Source organism: Micromonospora thermarum, assembly GCF_012034245.1.
In the GTDB taxonomy this organism is placed as follows: Bacteria; Actinomycetota; Actinomycetes; order Mycobacteriales; family Micromonosporaceae; genus Micromonospora; species Micromonospora thermarum.
On the sequence record NZ_JAATEO010000016.1, the window covers coordinates 85,907 to 103,141 of the forward strand.

General features: G+C 74.8%; 15 protein-coding genes. 6 read left to right on the top strand and 9 right to left on the bottom strand.

Translation table 11 applies throughout. From position 1 onward, the window contains the following. Positions 1–129 precede the first annotated feature (129 nt). The 4 genes from HCJ94_RS16255 to HCJ94_RS16270 form a co-directional block, all read right to left on the bottom strand. Positions 130–1,329 (bottom strand): IS110 family RNA-guided transposase, encoded by a 1,200-nt coding sequence (locus HCJ94_RS16255; protein ID WP_168001867.1) that lies wholly within the window; start codon positions 1,327–1,329, stop codon positions 130–132. Between the two features lie 278 nt (positions 1,330–1,607). Beyond that, positions 1,608–2,585 carry a carbohydrate kinase family protein gene (locus HCJ94_RS16260; RefSeq protein WP_168001868.1) on the bottom strand — a complete coding sequence of 326 codons (978 nt, stop codon included), beginning with the start codon at positions 2,583–2,585 and terminating at the stop codon, positions 1,608–1,610. 166 nt (positions 2,586–2,751) lie between these two features. Beyond that, entirely contained in the window at positions 2,752–3,120 is a 369-nt protein-coding gene (gene erpA / locus HCJ94_RS16265) for an iron-sulfur cluster insertion protein ErpA (RefSeq protein WP_168001869.1), read from the bottom strand. 164 nt (positions 3,121–3,284) lie between these two features. Next, positions 3,285–4,421 (bottom strand): glycerate kinase family protein, encoded by a 1,137-nt coding sequence (locus HCJ94_RS16270; RefSeq protein WP_168001870.1) that lies wholly within the window; start codon positions 4,419–4,421, stop codon positions 3,285–3,287. Positions 4,422–4,489: 68 nt separating this feature from the next. Here HCJ94_RS16270 and nadA point away from each other — a divergent pair, with 68 nt between their 5' ends. From nadA to HCJ94_RS16285, 3 genes are all read left to right on the top strand, one after another. Continuing rightward, entirely contained in the window at positions 4,490–5,689 is a 1,200-nt protein-coding gene (gene nadA / locus HCJ94_RS16275) for a quinolinate synthase NadA (RefSeq protein ID WP_168001871.1), read from the top strand. Positions 5,690–5,900: 211 nt separating this feature from the next. Beyond that, positions 5,901–7,256 (top strand): UDP-N-acetylglucosamine 1-carboxyvinyltransferase, encoded by a 1,356-nt coding sequence (gene murA / locus HCJ94_RS16280; RefSeq protein WP_168001872.1) that lies wholly within the window; start codon positions 5,901–5,903, stop codon positions 7,254–7,256. A 90-nt stretch (positions 7,257–7,346) separates the two neighbouring features. Next, complete coding sequence (locus HCJ94_RS16285; RefSeq protein ID WP_168001873.1) at positions 7,347–7,943, top strand: DUF3043 domain-containing protein; 597 nt, start codon at positions 7,347–7,349, stop codon at positions 7,941–7,943. A 100-nt stretch (positions 7,944–8,043) separates the two neighbouring features. On the opposite strand, the gene HCJ94_RS16290 is transcribed toward HCJ94_RS16285, so the two are convergent. Further along, positions 8,044–8,352 (bottom strand): AzlD domain-containing protein, encoded by a 309-nt coding sequence (locus HCJ94_RS16290; RefSeq protein WP_168001874.1) that lies wholly within the window; start codon positions 8,350–8,352, stop codon positions 8,044–8,046. Then, positions 8,337–8,573, bottom strand: a complete 237-nt coding sequence (locus tag HCJ94_RS30230) for a hypothetical protein (protein ID WP_240944259.1) — start codon at positions 8,571–8,573, stop codon at positions 8,337–8,339. Before HCJ94_RS30230 ends, HCJ94_RS16290 begins: the two co-directional genes overlap by 16 nt. On the opposite strand from HCJ94_RS30230, the gene HCJ94_RS16300 reads away from it, so the two are divergent. Beyond that, positions 8,563–8,838 carry a cupin domain-containing protein gene (locus HCJ94_RS16300; protein ID WP_309227309.1) on the top strand — a complete coding sequence of 92 codons (276 nt, stop codon included), beginning with the start codon at positions 8,563–8,565 and terminating at the stop codon, positions 8,836–8,838. The genes HCJ94_RS30230 and HCJ94_RS16300 overlap by 11 nt on opposite strands. Here the strand turns inward: HCJ94_RS16300 and HCJ94_RS16305 are convergent. The 3 genes from HCJ94_RS16305 to HCJ94_RS16315 are packed head-to-tail and all read right to left on the bottom strand — an operon-like array spanning position 8,784 to position 11,459. Beyond that, positions 8,784–9,797, bottom strand: a complete 1,014-nt coding sequence (locus HCJ94_RS16305; RefSeq protein WP_168001875.1) for an ABC transporter ATP-binding protein — start codon at positions 9,795–9,797, stop codon at positions 8,784–8,786. The two genes, HCJ94_RS16300 and HCJ94_RS16305, sit on opposite strands and share 55 nt — an antisense overlap. After that, the gene (locus HCJ94_RS16310) at positions 9,794–10,615 is read right to left on the bottom strand and encodes an ABC transporter permease (RefSeq protein ID WP_168001876.1); all 822 of its coding nucleotides are present in this window, start codon (positions 10,613–10,615) and stop codon (positions 9,794–9,796) included. Before HCJ94_RS16310 ends, HCJ94_RS16305 begins: the two co-directional genes overlap by 4 nt. Further along, complete coding sequence (locus HCJ94_RS16315) at positions 10,608–11,459, bottom strand: ABC transporter permease (protein WP_168001877.1); 852 nt, start codon at positions 11,457–11,459, stop codon at positions 10,608–10,610. The genes HCJ94_RS16310 and HCJ94_RS16315 overlap by 8 nt, the downstream gene beginning before the upstream one ends. Positions 11,460–11,559: 100 nt before the next feature. Here HCJ94_RS16315 and HCJ94_RS30780 point away from each other — a divergent pair, with 100 nt between their 5' ends. Together HCJ94_RS30780 and HCJ94_RS30235 are read left to right on the top strand one after the other, a co-directional pair. After that, positions 11,560–11,694, top strand: coding sequence for a hypothetical protein (locus tag HCJ94_RS30780; protein ID WP_255481059.1), 135 nt, complete (start codon positions 11,560–11,562; stop codon positions 11,692–11,694). Further along, the gene (locus HCJ94_RS30235; protein ID WP_240944260.1) at positions 11,691–17,216 is read left to right on the top strand and encodes a WG repeat-containing protein; all 5,526 of its coding nucleotides are present in this window, start codon (positions 11,691–11,693) and stop codon (positions 17,214–17,216) included. Before HCJ94_RS30780 ends, HCJ94_RS30235 begins: the two co-directional genes overlap by 4 nt. Positions 17,217–17,235: the final 19 nt, after the last annotated feature.

Sequence of the window (17,235 nt, forward strand, 5' to 3'; positions counted from 1 at the left end):
ACCCTCCCGCCCCCACCCCGCCATCCCCCGCGATCTTGCACTTTCTGCCTAGACGTAAGGCACAAATGCCGCAGAACGGGGGCCGAAAGTGCAAGATCGACGCGCAAGGGGGGGTCCCTATGGGTTTGGTCAAGTAGCGATCTGTGCTGTTGGGCGGTGCTGGTAGGGGATTTTGTCGCGGAGCATGGCGAACAGGACGTCGCAGCGGCGGCGGGCGAGGCAGATGAGGGCGGCGTTGTGACGCTTGCCTTCGGCTCGTTTGCGGTCGTAGTAGGCCCTGCTGGTGGGGTCGGCTAAAGCTGCGAACGCGGCGAGGAAGAATGCGCGTTTGAGGTTCTTGTTGCCGCCGCGGGGTGGGTGCTCGCCGCGGATGCTGGTGCCGGATCGTCGGGTGACAGGGGCGAGGCCGGCGTAGGCGGCGAGGTGGCCGGGGGTCGGGAAGGCGGTGCCGTCGCCGACTTCGAGCAGGATCCGGGCTGCGGTCCTGACGCCGATGCCGGGCATCGAGGTCAGGACCGGGGCAAGAGGGTGCGCATCAAGGATCCTCTCGACCTCGCCGGCGACCTGGTCGCGCTGACGCAGGACGTCGCGGAGGCTGTCGGCGAGGCGGGGCAGGATCGTCTCCGCAGCTTGGGTGCCCGGGACGGTGACGGTCTGCTCGTCGAGGGCGGTCATGATCTGCTCGACCAGGCGGTCGCCCATGCGTGGTGCGTGGACGGCGGCGATCGACAGCAGCTTGCGGCGGCCGGCTTTGCGGAGTCCGGCGGGGCCGCCGCAGCGTGACAGCAGCTCCAGCACGGCCTTGTGGTGCACTTTCGGGCCGAGGACTCGTTCCAGGGCGGGGTGGATCTGGGTGAGCAGTCCCCGGATGCGGTTGGACACGCGGGTGGCTTCGCCGGCGAGGTCGTCGTCGAAGCCGACGAGGACTTCCAGCTCGGCCAGAGCCTCGTCGCCGGTGTCGACCCGCCGCAGGGTGTGCGGCAGGGTGCGGGCGGCGTCAGCGATGACGTAGGCATCACGGGCGTCGGTCTTCGCCGTGCCGGGGTGCAGGTCAGCGATGCGACGCATGGCCAGTCCGGGCAGGTAGGCCACCTGATGCCCGCACGCCCGGGCGACCGCGACCGGCAGGGCGCCGATCGAGGCGGGCTGGTCGACCACGACCAGGACTCGGCCGTGACGGGCGAGTTTGTCGAACAGCTGCCGCAGCCGGGCCTCGGTGTTCGGCAACGCCGCGTCGTGCAGCCTCCTGCCGTCCGGCGCCAACCCGACCGCGTGGTGATCACCTTTACCGACGTCCAAGCCGAGGTATACGCCGTATCCGTCGTTCACCAGACCCCGCCTCCACGCATCGCATCGTGGCCTCGGCCGCTGGTCCAGGCGTCGGACTGCCGGCAGCCACGTTACGACGAGACCTACCCCAACACGGGTGGCCGTGTCCCTATCAGCGGTCCACCGACGCCACCCGACCCGGCGACAACACCCCCCGGATCATCCGTACGACAGGGGCAGTAAGTCATACCGGGCCGGGCGACCGAGGAGTCCCCGGCTGGGGACGATCAAAAAGGTAACGGGGGTAACGGGCGGGGGGCGCGGGGGCGCGCCGGGGGTTAGGGCAGGAGGTGCGGTCGCACGTCCTCGGCTGCCTCGTCGCCGTACGACTCGGCGAGGCGCTTGACGAACAGGTCACGGCGGACCTGGTACTCCTGGGTGCCGACGGTCTCCAGCACCAGCGTGGCGAGCAGCGACCCGACCTGGGCGGCCCGCTCCAGCCCGAGGCCCCAGGAGAGCGCGGTGAAGAAGCCGGCCCGGAACCCGTCGCCGACACCGGTGGGGTCGACCGCACGGATCTCCCGGGCGATCGGCACGTGGATCGGGTCGATGCCGCGCCCGGCGATCTCCACACCGTGCTTGCCCAGCGTGGTGACCCGGACCTTGACCATGTCGAGCAGCTGCTCGTCGCTGAGGCCGGCCTTGCTCTGCAGCAGCGACTTCTCGTAGTCGTTGGTCATCAGGTATTCCGCGCCGTCGATCAGCGCGACGACGTCCTCGCCGGGCATCCGGGCGAGCTGCTGGGAGGGGTCGGCCGCGAAGGCGTACCCCCGCTCGCGGCACTCGGCGGAGTGCCGCAGCATCGCGTCCGGGTCGTTGGCGCCGACCAGCACCAGGTCGAGGCCGTCCAGGCGGCGGGCGACCGGCTCCAGCTCGATGTTGCGCGCCTCGCTCATCGCGCCCGCGTAGAAGGACGCGATCTGGCACATCTCGGTGTCGGTGGTGCAGACGAAGCGGGCGGTGTGCGCGACCTCGCTCACGTGCACCGAGTCGCAGTCGACGCCGTGCCGCTCCAGCCAGGAGCGGTAGTCGGCGAAGTCCGCACCGACCGCGCCGATCAGGACCGGGCGCAGGCCGAGCTGCCCCATGCCGAAGGCGATGTTGGCGGCCACCCCGCCGCGGCGCAGCACCAGGTCGTCGACCAGGAAGGAGAGCGACACCTTGTGCAACTGGTCGGCGATGAACTGGTCGGCGAACCGACCGGGGAAGCTCATCAGGTGGTCGGTGGCGATCGAGCCCGTCACGGCGATCTTCATGTCAACCCTCGGGGGTCGGGAGCAGGGCGCGGTCAGCCTACCGGTCGGGCCACCGCGGGGTGACCGGTCGGTCGGACAGCGGCCACGTCCCGCACACCAAGCGGACACGCGACGGCGGGGCCGTCCCCCTCGACGACGAGGGGGACGGCCCCGCCGTCGGGAAGGCTCAGCTGAACGAGTCGCCGCAGGCGCAGGAGTTGCCCGCGTTCGGGTTGTCGATCGTGAAGCCCTGGGCGTCGATCCGGTCGGCGAAGTCGATGGTGGCGCCGGTCAGGTACGGGGCGCTCATGCGGTCGACGACGACCTCGACGCCGTCGAAGTCGCTGACGATGTCGCCGTCGAGCGAGCGCTCGTCGAAGAAGAGCTGGTACCGCAGGCCGGAGCAGCCGCCCGGCTGCACCGCGACGCGGAGCCGCAGGTCGTCACGGCCCTCCTGCTCGATCAGAGCCTTGACCTTCTGCGCCGCGACGTCGGTGAGGATGACGGTCGTGGGGGCCTTGGCCTCGGTCGACTCGGTCTGCGCTGGCGTGGTCACGTGGAATTCTCCCTGCACGCGTACGGTGTGGTCGTCCTGGCCAACGTCACCCGTCGGTCAGCGATTCCCACAGTGGTCCAATTTCCGATTGTAGGCCGCCGCGCGGGAGGTCACCCAGGTGACGCGGCCCGCACCGCCGCCCCACGCTCCGCGGGCCCCGCCGGTCACCGGCTCCACTGCCGGGCCAGCCGGGCGCCCAGCGCCCGCAGGCCCTCGGCCGGGCGGCCCATCGCCGCCTCGATCCCGCCGCGTTCCTCCCCGCCGAAGTGCTCCACCAGGCTGTACGCCTCCGTGACGCCGGCGGCGGCGGCCTCGCGGCGGCCGGTGCTCACCCGTCCCGCCAGCACCACGCAGGGCACCCCCCGGTCCCGGGCGGCGCCGGCCACCCCGGCGACCACCTTGCCGCGCAGCGACTGGTGGTCGAAGGACCCCTCGCCGGTGATCACCAGGTCGACGGTGTCGAGCGCGGTGTCCAGCCCGATCGCCCGGGTGACCAGGCCGATGCCGGACTCGCACGAGCCGCCGAGGGCCAGGATGGCGGCGCCCAGCCCGCCGGCCGCCCCGCCGCCGGGCAGGACGCCCAGCCCGGCGGGGCAGCCGGGCAGGTCCCGTTCCAGGACCGCGGCGAAACGCTCCAGCGCGGCGTCGAGCAGCAGCACGTCCGCCTTGTCGGCGCCCTTCTGGGGGCCGAAGACGTTGCTCGCGCCGTGCAGCCCCAGCAGCGGGTTGTCGACGTCCGTGGCGGCCACCAGGCGGGCGTCACGCAGCCGGGGTGCGCCGCCCAGCGCCGCGACGGCGGCCAGCGCCGCTCCCCCGTACGGGAGGGCGAGGCCGGCCTCGTCGAGGGGCGTCACGCCCAAAGCGGTGAGCATGCCGGCCCCGGCGTCGTTCGTGGCGGAGCCGCCGAGCCCGATCACCACCTGCCGGGCGCCGTGTTCGACGGCGGCGGAGATCAGCAGGCCGAGCCCGTACGAGGTGGTGGCCTTCGGGTCGCGTTCGGCCGGGCCGAGCAGGTGCAGGCCGCAGGCCTGGGCGCTCTCCACGTACGCGGTGCCGTCGGCGGTGACCAGGATCTCACCGGCCGCCGGCCGGCCGAGCGGGTCGACGGTCGGCACCGGCACCCGGCGGGCGTCCAGCGCGTCGGCGAGCACGTCCAGGAACCCCGGGCCGCCGTCGGCGAGGGGCCGCACGAGCAGTTCGTCGCCGCCCGCCACCTCGTGCCAGCCGTCGGCGACGGCCTCGGCCACGTCCGGGGCCGACAGCGTGCCGGCGAACTTGTCGGGACAGAGCAGCACGCGCATGCCGAGCAGTGTGGCAGCACACACCGGCGGAGGCGGCGGCGCGTCCGCGTTGTGGAACCATGGGGTACGTGACGTCGACCTGGGTAGAACCTTCCAACACGGCCACGGCACTGCTCCTGCTCGGTCGGGGCAGCGACCCCGCGACCGAGCGCGGCGTCGAGTGCCCGGGCGACCTGCCGGCGCCGAGCGACCCGGATCTGGTGGCCCGCGCGGCGGCGGCGAAGGCGAAGCTGGGCAGCAAGGTGTTCGTGCTGGGCCACCACTACCAGCGCGACGAGGTGATCCAGTTCGCCGACGTGACGGGTGACTCGTTCAAACTGGCCCGGGAGGCCGCGGCGCGGCCGGAGGCGGAGTACATCGTCTTCTGCGGCGTGCACTTCATGGCCGAGAGCGCCGACATCCTCACCTCGGACGCGCAGAAGGTGGTCCTGCCCGACCTGGCGGCCGGCTGCTCGATGGCCGACATGGCGGTGCTGTCGCAGGTCGAGACCGCCTGGGACGTGCTGACCGACCTCGGCATCGCCGCGCGCACCGTCCCGGTGACGTACATGAACTCCTCGGCGGACATCAAGGGCTTCGTCGGGCGCAACGGCGGCGTGGTCTGCACCTCGTCCAACGCGAAGCGCGCCCTGGAGTGGGCGTACCAGCAGGGTGAGAAGGTGCTCTTCCTGCCCGACCAGCACCTGGGCCGGAACACGGCGGTGCTGGAGATGGGCTTCTCGCTGGACGACTGCGTCCTCTACGACCCGCACAAGCCGAACGGCGGGCTCACCCCGGAGCAGCTGCGCGACGCGAAGATGATCCTGTGGCGGGGCCACTGCTCGGTGCACGGCCGGTTCACCCTCGACAGCGTCAACGACGTGCGGGAGCGGGTGCCGGGCGTGAACGTGCTGGTGCACCCGGAGTGCCGGCACGAGGTGGTCAACGCCGCCGACTTCGTCGGGTCGACCGAGTACATCATCAAGACGATCGAGGCCGCGCCGGCCGGTTCGGCGTGGGCGGTCGGCACCGAGCTGAACCTGGTCCGCCGGCTGGCGCTGGCCAACCCGGACAAGCAGATCATGTTCCTCGACAAGGCGGTCTGCTACTGCTCGACGATGAACCGCATCGACCTGCCCCACCTGGTGTGGGCGCTGGAGGAGCTGGTCGCCGGTCGGGTGGTCAACCAGATCACGGTGGACGCGGACACCGCGCACCACGCGCGGGTGGCGCTGGACCAGATGCTCGCCCTCCCCGGGGCCGACACGCCGCCGCCGATCGCGATCTGATCACTCTGTGTAGCAACATTGGTACGGGATAGTGCCTGATCGCCCATAAGTGCCCGGGAGGGCGAAGTGACCGGGTCCATTCTCGTCACGGAGGGCTATGCTGCCGGGGCGACGACGCACGGGGGTCCCGGTTACGGCCACCGCCGATCCGGGTAGCAGGACATCCCGCCCCATCATCTACACGGCACCACCCGACGCGCTGGAGGTTGCGTTGACCGACGACGTCCTGGTCGTACACGGAGGCACTCCGCTGGAAGGGCGGATCCGCGTGCGCGGCGCGAAGAACCTGGTCTCGAAGGCGATGGTCGCCGCCCTGCTGGGTGACAGCCCGAGCCGGCTGTACGACGTGCCGAAGATCCGTGACGTCGAGGTCGTCCGCGGGCTGCTCGGCCTGCACGGGGTCAAGGTCACCGACGGCGACGAGGACGGCGAACTGGTCTTCGACCCCGCCAACGTGGAGAGCGCCAGCACCGACCAGATCAACGTGCACGCCGGCTCCAGCCGCATCCCGATCCTCTTCTGCGGGCCGCTGCTGCACCGGCTGGGGCACGCGTTCATCCCGGACCTGGGCGGCTGCCACATCGGTCCCCGCCCGATCGACTTCCACCTCCAGGCGCTGCGCGAGTTCGGCGCCACCGTCGAGAAGCGGCCGGAGGGCCTGCACCTGTCGGCGCCGAACGGCCTGCACGGCACCAAGTTCGCCCTGCCGTACCCGAGCGTCGGCGCCACCGAGCAGGTGCTGCTCACCGCCGTGATGGCCGAGGGCGTCACCGAGCTGCGCAACGCGGCGGTCGAGCCGGAGATCATCGACCTGATCTGCGTCCTCCAGAAGATGGGCGCGATCATCAAGGTGCACACCGACCGGGTGATCGAGATCCAGGGCGTGCCCAAGCTGCACGGCTACACCCACCGGCCCATCCCGGACCGGATCGAGGCGGCGAGCTGGGCGGCGGCGGCGCTGGCGACCCGCGGCCACGTCGAGGTGCTCGGCGCGCAGCAGGCCGACATGATGACCTTCCTCAACATCTTCCGCTCGGTCGGCGGCGAGTACGAGGTGACCGACGCCCGGCCGCCGAAGCTGGGCGACCCGGGCCAGGAGGGCGGCATCCGCTTCTGGCACCCCGGTGGCGAGCTGAAGTCGGTCGCGCTGGAGACCGACGTGCACCCCGGCTTCATGACCGACTGGCAGCAGCCGCTCGTCGTGGCGCTGACCCAGGCGCGGGGGCTGTCGATCGTCCACGAGACGGTCTACGAGCAGCGGCTCGGCTACACCGAGGCGCTCAACTCGATGGGCGCCAACATCCAGGTCTACCGGGACTGCCTCGGCGGCACGCCGTGCCGCTTCGGCCGGCGCAACTTCAAGCACTCGGCGGTCATCGCCGGGCCGAGCAAGCTGCACGCCGCCGACCTGGTCATCCCGGACCTGCGGGCCGGCTTCAGCCACCTGATCGCCGCGCTCGCCGCCGAGGGCACCTCCCGGGTGTACGGCGTCGACCTGATCAACCGCGGCTACGAGGACTTCGAGGCCAAGCTCGCCGACCTCGGGGCGCACGTCGAGCGGCCGTGACGGTCGACCGGCCGTAACCTCGGCCACTGCTGTTCGCGCCCGGTGCACCGCGATGTGCACCGGGCGCCGGCGTTTGGCTACCCTTGCCGCGTGTCGCTGTTTCGCCGCAAGTCCGCCAACCTCGTCGAGGAGGCCACCGCCTCGGTGACCCCCGAGGAGGAGACCTCCTCCGCCCGTCCCCGCGGCTACACCCCCGCGAAGGGACGCGAGACGCCGAAGCGTCCGACGGCGGGCCGCCGTCCGGCCGGGCCGGCGAAGCCGCTGACCAAGGAGGAGCAGCGGGAGCGGCGGCGCCAGTTGCGCGCCGACGCGGCGGCGGAGTTCCGGCGCGAGGGCGGTCCCCGTGACCGCGGGCCGGAGCGGCTGCTCGCCCGCAACGTGGTCGACTCCCGGCGTACGGTGGGCACCTGGTTCTTCGGCGGCGCGCTGGTCGTGTTGATCGGTTCGAACCAGGCGATGCCCCCGGTGATCCAGCTGGTCTCCAACATCCTCTGGGGCGCGCTCGCGTTCGGTGTGATCGTCGACTCGATCCTGATCTCACGGAAGATCAAGAAGCTGGTCCGGGAGCGTTTCCCGAACACCGGGCAGCGGATGGGCTCCCTCTACCTCTACGCGATCATGCGGTCGATCACGTTCCGCCGGATGCGGGCCCCCGAGCCGCGCGTCAACATCGGCGACCCGATCTGACCTGGGCGGCCGTCGGGGAACCGCGCGGCCGCTGAGACGATCCGGCCCCTTCCCGCGCCGCGGGTAAGGGGCCGTCGTCGTTCCGGAGCGGGGTGGCGGATCACTCCACGCCGAGCAGCCGCAGCAGCGCGGTGGTGCCGGCGGCCCCGAGCACCACCAGCACGAACGGCGCGCGCCGCCAGGCCAGCAGCACGCCCACCAGCACGCCCGCCGGGCGGGCCCAACCGGCGAACCGGCCGGCCTCGGTGGGTGCGGCGGTGGCCGCCAGGGCGGCCAGCAGGGCCGCCGCGCCGACCGGCAGCACCTGCCGGGACCACTCCGGCAGGTCGAGCCGGTCGCGCAGCAGCACGCCGGCCACCCGGAAGCCGTACGTCCCGGCGGCCAGCGCCAGGATCACCGCCATCCGCACGGCCGCTCCCCCTCCCACCGGGCCGGCACGCCGGCCGCCGTTGCGACCGTGTCGCCGGCGCCGCCGGCCGGTCCGGTCGGCGGTGCGGTGTGGGTGGCCGGTGGCGGCGCGGCCTGACCGGTAGAGGCGGCGCGGCGGACGCTCCGGACGGCGAGGACCGCCGGACCGGCCAGCGCCAGCAGCACGGGCAACCCGGCCGGCAGCAGCGGTGTGGCCAGCACCGCGAGCACGGCACCGGCCAGCGCCGCCCGCCGGGACGTCTACCTGATGGAGCTGGAACCGGGGACCGTCCGCACCGCCGAGGCGCACACGGCCCGGAGCATCGAGCACATCGTGGTGGGCGCCGGGCGGCTCCGCGTCGGGCCGGAGCAGGAGCCGGTCGAGCTGGGGCCGGGCGACTACGCCACGTTCCCCGGCGACGTGCCGCACCGCTACGAGGCGCTGGCCCCCGGCACCTTCGCGGTGCTGGTGATGGAACACCCCTGATCCTCCCGCCGGTACAGGCGGGCCACCACGTCCTCGATGTCGGGCTCGACGATCGAGACGTCCCGCAGCGCGCCCAGGCCGGCGAGGGCGGCCACCACGTCGGCGACGCCCGCCGACTCCAGCGCGTACACCAGCCGGTGCCCGTCGGCCTCGACCCGCTCCAGCGGGGCGCCCGGCAACGCCGGCGGTCGGGCCGGCGCGGTCTCCAGGTCGGCGACGAGCAACCGGCGGGAGCCGTACCGCCGGTGCAGCTCGGCGATCGAGCCGTCGTGCACCACCCGCCCGTGGTCGACCACGACGAGCCGCGCACAGAGCCGCTCGATGTCGGCGAGGTCGTGGGTGGTCAGCACCAGCGTCGTGTCGCCCGCCCGGCCCAGCTCGGCGAGGAACCCCCGGACCGCCTGGCGGCTCACCACGTCCAGGCCGATGGTCGGCTCGTCGAGGAAGAGCACCTCCGGCCCGTGCAGCAGCGCGGCGGTCAGCTCGCCGCGCATCCGCTGGCCCAGCGAGAGCTGCCGCACCGGGACGTCCAGGAACGCGTCCAGGTCGAGCAGGCTCCGGCAGCGCCGCAGCCGGGCCGCGTGCGCGTCGGCGGGCACCCGGTACACGTGCCGCAGCAGCGCGAACGAGTCCCGCAGCGGCAGGTCCCACCACAGCTGCGAGCGCTGCCCGAACACGACCCCGATCCGCAGGGCGAGCCGGGTGCGCTCGGCGACCGGGCGCAGGCCGCACACCCGGACCTCCCCGGCGGACGGCATGAGCACGCCGGTGAGCATCTTCAGCGTCGTCGACTTTCCGGCCCCGTTCGGGCCGATGTAGCCGAGCATCTCGCCCCGGGCCACCCGCAGGTCGACGCCGTCGACGGCGGCCACCCGCCGCTTCTCCCGGCGCAGCCGGCCCGCCCGGACCCGCACCGTGAACTCCTTGCGCAGCCCCTCGGCCACGATCACGTCGGTCATGACCCCGTACTCCGGTAGTGACGGACACCCGTGCGCCAGGCCGCCGCCGCGAGGGCCGCCGCGACCAGCGCGACGGCCGGCGCGGCCCAGCCCACCGCGGCCGGCAGGCCCAGCGGGTCGGCCCGGCCCAGCAGCGCCAGTGCCGGGTGGTAGCTCACGAAGGCGAAACCCAGACCGTACGCGAACAGCGCCCGGAACCAGCCACCGTAGACGGTGACCGGGTACGCGGTGAAGTCCCGCCCGCCGTAGGTGACGGCGTTGGCCAGCTCGCCGGAGTCGACCCACCAGAACGAGACGGTCGCGGTGGCGACGAACACCGAGCCGAAGAACACCACCCCGGCCAGCGGGGCGACGACCACCAGCGCGACCCGGGCCGGTGTCCAGTCGATGCCGGCCGAGCCGAGCGCGACGACGAGGACGGCCAGGCCGAACACCGCCCGGGACACCTTGCGCAGCGGCAGGTCCATCAGCAGGAGTTGCGGCAGGGTGCCGAGCGGGCGGACCAGCACCGCGTCGAAGAGCCCGGTCCGCACGTACCGGGGCAGTCGCTCGATGTTGCCGACCAGCAGGTCCGCGGTGGCGAACGCGGCGGTGGCCAGCCCGACGATCACCATCGTCTCGCGGAGGGTGAAGCCACCCAGCTCCCGCGTCACTCCGAAGATCACCAGCACGGTCAACACGTCGAACACGGTGGAGCCGACGTTCCCGAGCACGTCGACGACGAACGACGCGCGGTACGCGGCCTGCGAGCGGGCCTGCGCGCCGAGCAGGGCCCGGTACGCCGCGAGCGCGCCACCGGGGCGGGGCCGCTCAGCCACCCTGCACCACCAGGTGGCGTTCGGCGCGCCGCTGCACCCAGCGGCAGGCGGCCAGGATCACCACCGTCCAGGCGAGCTGCAACCCGACCAGGGCGACCTGCACACCGGTCGGGTCCCGCTCGACCAGCACGTCGAGCGGGGTCTGCAACAGGCTCGGGAACGGCGTACCCAGCCACAGCACGGCCTGGAGCCACTCGGGCAGGAAGCGCAGCGGGAAGTAGAGCCCGGCGAGCACGCCGGAACAGACCGTCCAGAGGATCATCGCGCCCCGGACGTCGTGCAGCCAGTACGCGGTCGCGTTGACGAGGAACCGACAGCCGAAGCAGAGCACCACGGCGGCGAGCACGGACACCGCGAACAACGGTCCGGTGGCCCACCGCGACGGCACGTGGACCTCGAAGAAGAGCGGCCCGACCAGCACCGGCGGCAGCATCCGGACCAGCACGGCGTGCCCGGCCCGACCGAGGTCGGCGGCCAGGTAAGCGGTGACCGGGTGCACCGGCCGGAGCAGGTCGGCGGCGACCTCGCCGGAGCGGATCCGGTCGGCCAGCTCCGTCCAGCCCCACAGGAGGACGACGGCGAGCAGGCCCTGGCTCACCCAGACGAACGTGGCGAGCTGACCCCGGTCGTACCCGGCGACGGTGCCCGCCGCCCCGGCCGCCGCGAGCAGCACGTAGCAGCGCAGGAACCCGAAGACGACGTTGGTGACCAGCCCGGCGACCGAGGCTTGCCGGTAGGTCGCGTAACGTCGGAAGCCCGAACCGGTTATAGCCTTAAATGTCCGGAACCATAGGATAACGTTTGGGGCCCGGGACGGAGCCACAGTGGCGGTGACCGAGCCCACGCCGTTACCCTCCATCCGCAGCTACGCCGTGCCGGAACGGGGGACTCTACCGGCAGGCCGGATGCCCAGCGCGACAATGTGCAACGAGGTGACAATCGCCGTGAGCGAGCGGACGCGAGCCGGCCACCGGGGCGCGGCCGTGAGCGAGCGGACGCCCGCCGGCCGGTCCGGCGTGCCCGCCCGGGCGGGGCACGACCCCGCCGCCGCGCGCACCGACGACGGATCGTCCGGATGAGTCGCGGCTACGGCGACCGGTGGCACGACCCCGCCGAGCCGTCCTGGATGGTCGAGCCGACGAACGAGTGGCACCCCCAGTTCCCCGGCCAGCGCTACCCCGGTGACATCGGCATCGAGCACGCCCCGCCGCCGGCCCCGCGCGGCCGGGCCGCCGTGGTCGGCCGGGCCGAGGTGCCGCCGCTCGCGCCCACCCGCCCCGACGGGACGTACGTCGGCCGGTCCTGGGACGACGAACCGGACGGCTGGCGTGGTCACCACGACGACCGGCGTCCCGGCGACGAGGCGTACCGCCCGCCGGCCGACGGTCGGGCCAGGACGGACGAGCGGGGACGGGGCCAGCGGCCCGAGCAGCGCAACGGCCGGCCGGCCGGCGACCCGGGGTGGGGCGCCGACAGCCGGCGGGCCGACGGCCGTGGCCGCTACGACGACTCCGGCCGCTACGACGACCGTGGCCGGTACGACGACCGCCGCCCCCGGCACGAGCCGACCGGACGGGACCGGCCCGTCTCCCCGGCCGGGCACGCGGACCTGGACTGGCTGCGGGAACCGGAGGAGGACCACCCCCGGGGCCACGAGCCCTCCGACGCCGGTCACCGGGGCAGCCCGGAGCCGCGCCGGACGCGCTACCCCTGGGGGCACTCCGACGACCGGGGCCGGCCCGCCGCGGAGTCCCCGGACCGCCGCAACGGCGGACCGCGCGACCACCCGTCCAGCGGCCCGTGGGACCGCGCCGACGGTCCGCGGGACCGCGCCGTGGACGGGCCCCGCGACCGCATCGTCGACGGCCGGCGGGACCGCGCCCCGGACGGTCCTCGCGACCCCGGTGCCGAGAGGTCCCACGGCCACGCCCCCCGCGACCGGGCCGTGGACGGCCCCCGGGATCCCCGTGCGTCCCACGGCCACGTCGTCCACGACCCGCGCGACCGCGTCGACAGCCGGCGGGACCGCGCCCCCGAGGGTCCGCACGAGCCCGGCGCCGAGGGTCCGCGCGGGCACGCCGTGGACGGACCGCGCGACCGCGTCGTCGACGGCGCCCGCGGCCGTGGTGGCGAGGGGCCGCGCGACCGTGGTGCCGGCGGTTCCTGGAACCACGCGGGTCCGCCGCCGCCGGCGGACCGGCGTCGGGAGGCCGCTGGCGAGGGACCGTGGGACCGTTCCGGCGACGGGCCGTGGTACGGCCAGGCCGACCGTCGGCCGCATCCCGAGCACGCGCACGGCGAGCCGCCGCAGCGCGACGCTCGTCGTCCGGAGCACGACGAGCCGTGGGGCGCACGCGAGGCGGCGGCGCGCGCGGACGCGTATCCGCAGCGCCGTCCCGCCGAGCCGGACCGCCCGCCCGCGTACCGGGATCCCACACCCCACCGGGACGGCGAGCCGGGCGGCGACCGCCCGGCGGACCGGTACCGTGCCGAGCGGCCGTACGCCGACCGGCGGCCCGACGACCAGTTGCCCTGGCCGTCGCCCGGCCCGCTCCGCCCCGGCTTCGACCGCAACGCCCCCCGCCACGGCGAACCGCGCCCGGACCACCCCCGTCCCGCCGACCGTCCCCCTCACGACGCCCGACCCGCGCGGTACGACGAGGTGCACCCCGCCGCGGGCGCACGCCCCGCCGGCGCTCCGGTGTCGGTCCCGCCGTCCCCGGCGCACGACCGGCCCGTGTCCGGCGCGCCCGGCCGACCCGTCTCCCCCGGCGCGCCCGGCCGACCCGTCTCCCCCGGCGGACCCGTCCCGGCACCGCCCGCGCGGCCGGTCCCACCCGCACCGATCCCGAGCAGCGAGGACCGCCCGTTCCCGGACCGACCCGTCTCCCCCGGCGGACCCGTCCCGGCACCGCCCGCGCGGCCGGTCCCACCCGCACCGATCCCGAACGGCGAGGACCGCCGGTTCCCGGACCGACCCGTCTCCCCGGCACCTCACCCCGGCCGGCACGACGACCGGCCGGCGCCGCTCGCAGCCGGCACGGACGGGCCGGCCCGGTGGCCGGTCTCTCCCGCGCCCGGCCGGCCGGTGTCACCGGCTCCCACCGAGTTCCACCGGGAGCGGCGACACCTCGACCGTCCGGTGTCCCCGGCACCCGCGGCTTCCGGACACGACGGGCCTCCCGGCACCGCGCCCGCCCCGTACGCGCCGGACCGGCCGATCTCCCCCGCGCCCCGGCCGCACGAACCGGTCCCGCCGCATGCTCCCGTCGACCGACGGCCGGCACCGGAGCGTGGCGACCTCGGGGCGGATCGGGCGACCGCGCCGCACGGACCGCCGGAGGGCACGAGGCCGATCCCCCCGGACGACCGGCCCCGCCTGGAGTTCCGTCCAGCGCCGGAACGCGAGAGCCTGCCCGAGGACGTCCGGCCGACCGGCGCGTCCCCGGGGTCGGCGCACGGCGGAGCGGCGACGGCCGGACCGGCGCCCGACATCGCCTCGGACACCACGCCGGCCATCACGCCCTGGAATCCACGCCCGTACGTCCCGCCACCGCCGTCGGACCCGCCCACCGTCGAGCCGCCGCCCGCGAAGACCTCGCAACGGAGCGGCCCGACGGCCTGGTTCGGGTCGGCCGCACCGCCCGCCGATCCGGCTGCGACGCAACCGACCTCGTCGGCGGAGGCTGCCGGAGCCCCGCCGGTCGCGGAGAGCGCGGCGGGGTCCGCCAGGACCACCGACACGGACGGGCTGTCCGTGCCACCCGCACCCGCCGGCGACGAGGCTGCCGTCGGCGCCGCTGCCGCGTCCGCCCCGACCACTCCGCCGGTACGTCCCCAGGCGGGCGCCGGCCGTCCCGTCCCCTCTGGCTCCGCGCCGTCCGACTCCGTGGCGTCCGACCCGCTGGCGTCCGGCTTGTCGGACCCCCCGCCCACGCTCGCTCGACCTGTGTCGGCCCCGCCCACCCGGCCCGTCTCCGCACCACCGGCCCGGCCCGTCTGGGCGCCACCGGATCAGCCGGTGTCGGCACCACCGGCGGCCGACGCGGTACGACCCACCACACCGGACCCGGCGCCATCGGGGCCGGCCGTCGCCGACGTGACGACGGACCCGCCCGTCGTCCACAGGGTCTCCACGCCACCGGCCCCACCTGCCTTCGAGGCGCCGGGCCTCAACCCACCGCCGGCCGCACCACCCGCCGAGCCGTCACCGACTGCCGCATCGGGGTACGCGGCTGACCGGCCGGTCTCCGTACCGCCCGCCCGACCGGTCTCGGCGCCACCGGCGCAGCCCGTCCCAGCACCACCCGCCCAACCGCCCTCCGCGCTGTCGACCCAGCCGGTGCCCGCAGAGCCCGGCCGACCCGTGTCGGCCCCGCCCGCACCGCCCATCTCGGCACCACCCACCCGGCCCGCCTCGGCACCAGCGGCCGGCGTGGTCGGATCCACCACACCGGTATCGGCTCCGCCTGCCGCTCCCGTATCGGCACCGCCGGGCGCTGCTGCTGAGGCGCCGCCGGCCGACCTGGCGACAACCCCGTACGCGGTCGGTCCCGCGTCGGCGGCGCCGTACCAGGAGGTGCCGTCCGGAGCACCGGCGGCCCAACCGGTCTCCGGCGCCCCTGCGCAGCCAATGGCGGCGGCCAGCACCGTCACGCCGGTTTCGTCGCCACCGGCCGCACCCGGTTCGACCCCGTCGGCCGGTGACCTGTCGGGTGCGCCGGTCACGCCTGCGGTGACGGCTTCCCCGATCCCCCACCCGGCCCCGCCGTCGAACCCGACCAACGACCGGAGCGACCGGGCGCACGGTCCGGCCGAGCGGCGGGACATGGGCGATGCAGCGCCGTTCACCTCCGGTTCCGCATCCGTCCCACCGAACGCCGCTCCGGCATCGGCCGCACCGGCCGACGCTTCGGCAGACGCCACACCGTCCGACGCTTCGGCGTCCGCCGCGCCGGCCGAACCGGCAGTCGCGCCGGCCCGCCCGGCGGTGGAACCCCCGACCGTGACGCCCTCGACCGCGACGACCGCGCCCGCGAGCGACGACGTTCCGCGGCCGACATCGGGAGCACCCGTCGACGTCCCGGCCGACCCGGCGTCACCCCCCGCGCCGGACGCGGCGAGATCGGCGACGGACGCCGCCCCGACCGGGGCCGACGGTGACCGGGCTCTGCCGGCGACGCCCGAGGGCACCGGCGACACGACGGCGACCGGGACCGGGTCGACCGGTTCGGAGACGCAGGTCACCGAGGACGGACCCGGACCCCACCACGACGGCGCGCCGGGCGGGACGCGGTTGTCGGCGCAGGGCGATCCCGAGCAGATCCTCGCGAGCTACCGCTGGCAACTGGACCCGGCGACGCTCCGCGAGATCGTGACGGAGGCCGACGAGTTCCGGGTGATCCGTCGCCGCCTCACCGAGAAGCTCGGCACCGCCGTCGACAACCGGTCCCGTGCCCGGCTGCTCAGCCTGCGGGCGGTGGTGTCCCGGATCCTCGGCGACCTGGACGACGCCCTCGCCGACGGGCGGCTCGCCCTCACGTACGCGGAGACGACCGGTGAGCTTCGCCGGACGGCCCTGGCGCAGGCCCGGCTGGCGCACGTGCTGCGGTGGCGGGGTGAGTACGACGAGGCCGACCGGCTGCTCGCCGAGGCGAACTCGCCGGAGCTGCCCGACCGCCTGCGGGCGACGCTGCACGAGCACGCCGGGCGGTGCTGCTTCGACCAGGGCCGGCTGATGGAGGCGTGCGACCACTTCGAGCGGGCGCTGAACCTCCGGGGCGCCGCCGACCCCGAGCTGCTGGAGCGGGTCCGGATGAGCCTGGACGCGGTGACCGAGCGGGCCACGGGGGCGGGCTTCGGGCCGTACCCCCGGAGCCTGGAGGAGCTGCTGGAGCGGGACCGGCCCCCGGTGCCCGCGCGCGACGGCGAACGCTGGGGTTACGCCGACCCGGACGGCGACCTGGTGATCGACGCGGAGTACGCCGAGGCCCAGCCGTTCCGGGAGGGGGTGGCCTGGGTACGCCGGCCGACCACCGACCGGTGGTCCCTGATCGACCTCACCGGCGCGACCGTGCTGGAGCCGTCCTGGCTGGCGGTGCGCCCGTTCTCCGACGGGCTGGCGTGGGTGTCGCACGGCGAGCCCGGCGGCTGGCGGGCGATCGACGCGACCGGCGAGGTGGTCGTGCAGCCGGGGTTCGCCGAGGTACGCCCGTTCCGGCGCGGTGTCGCCGCGGTCCGCCGGGAGGGCTGGGGGGCGGTGGACCGCACCGGCCGGATCGTGGTGCCGACCCGCTACCACGGGTTCGCGACCACGCTCGCTGACGGCCGGCACGTCGACGGCTTCACGGACGAGGGCCTGGCCGTGGTGGACGTGGCCGGCCGGTACGGCGTGGTGGACCGGACCGGTCGCGTGGTGGTGCCGCCGGTGCACCCGGCGCTGGTGGTGCACCCCGTCGCGTTCCTGGTCGCCGTCGGCACCGGCCGCTGGGGAGCGCTGGACCGGCGGGGCGAGCCGTTGATCGACCCGGTGCACCCCGACCGGGACGAGGTGAGGGCCGAGATCGAACGGCTGCTCACCGACACCGTGCCGGTGATCTGACGCGCCCGGGCTAGGGTCG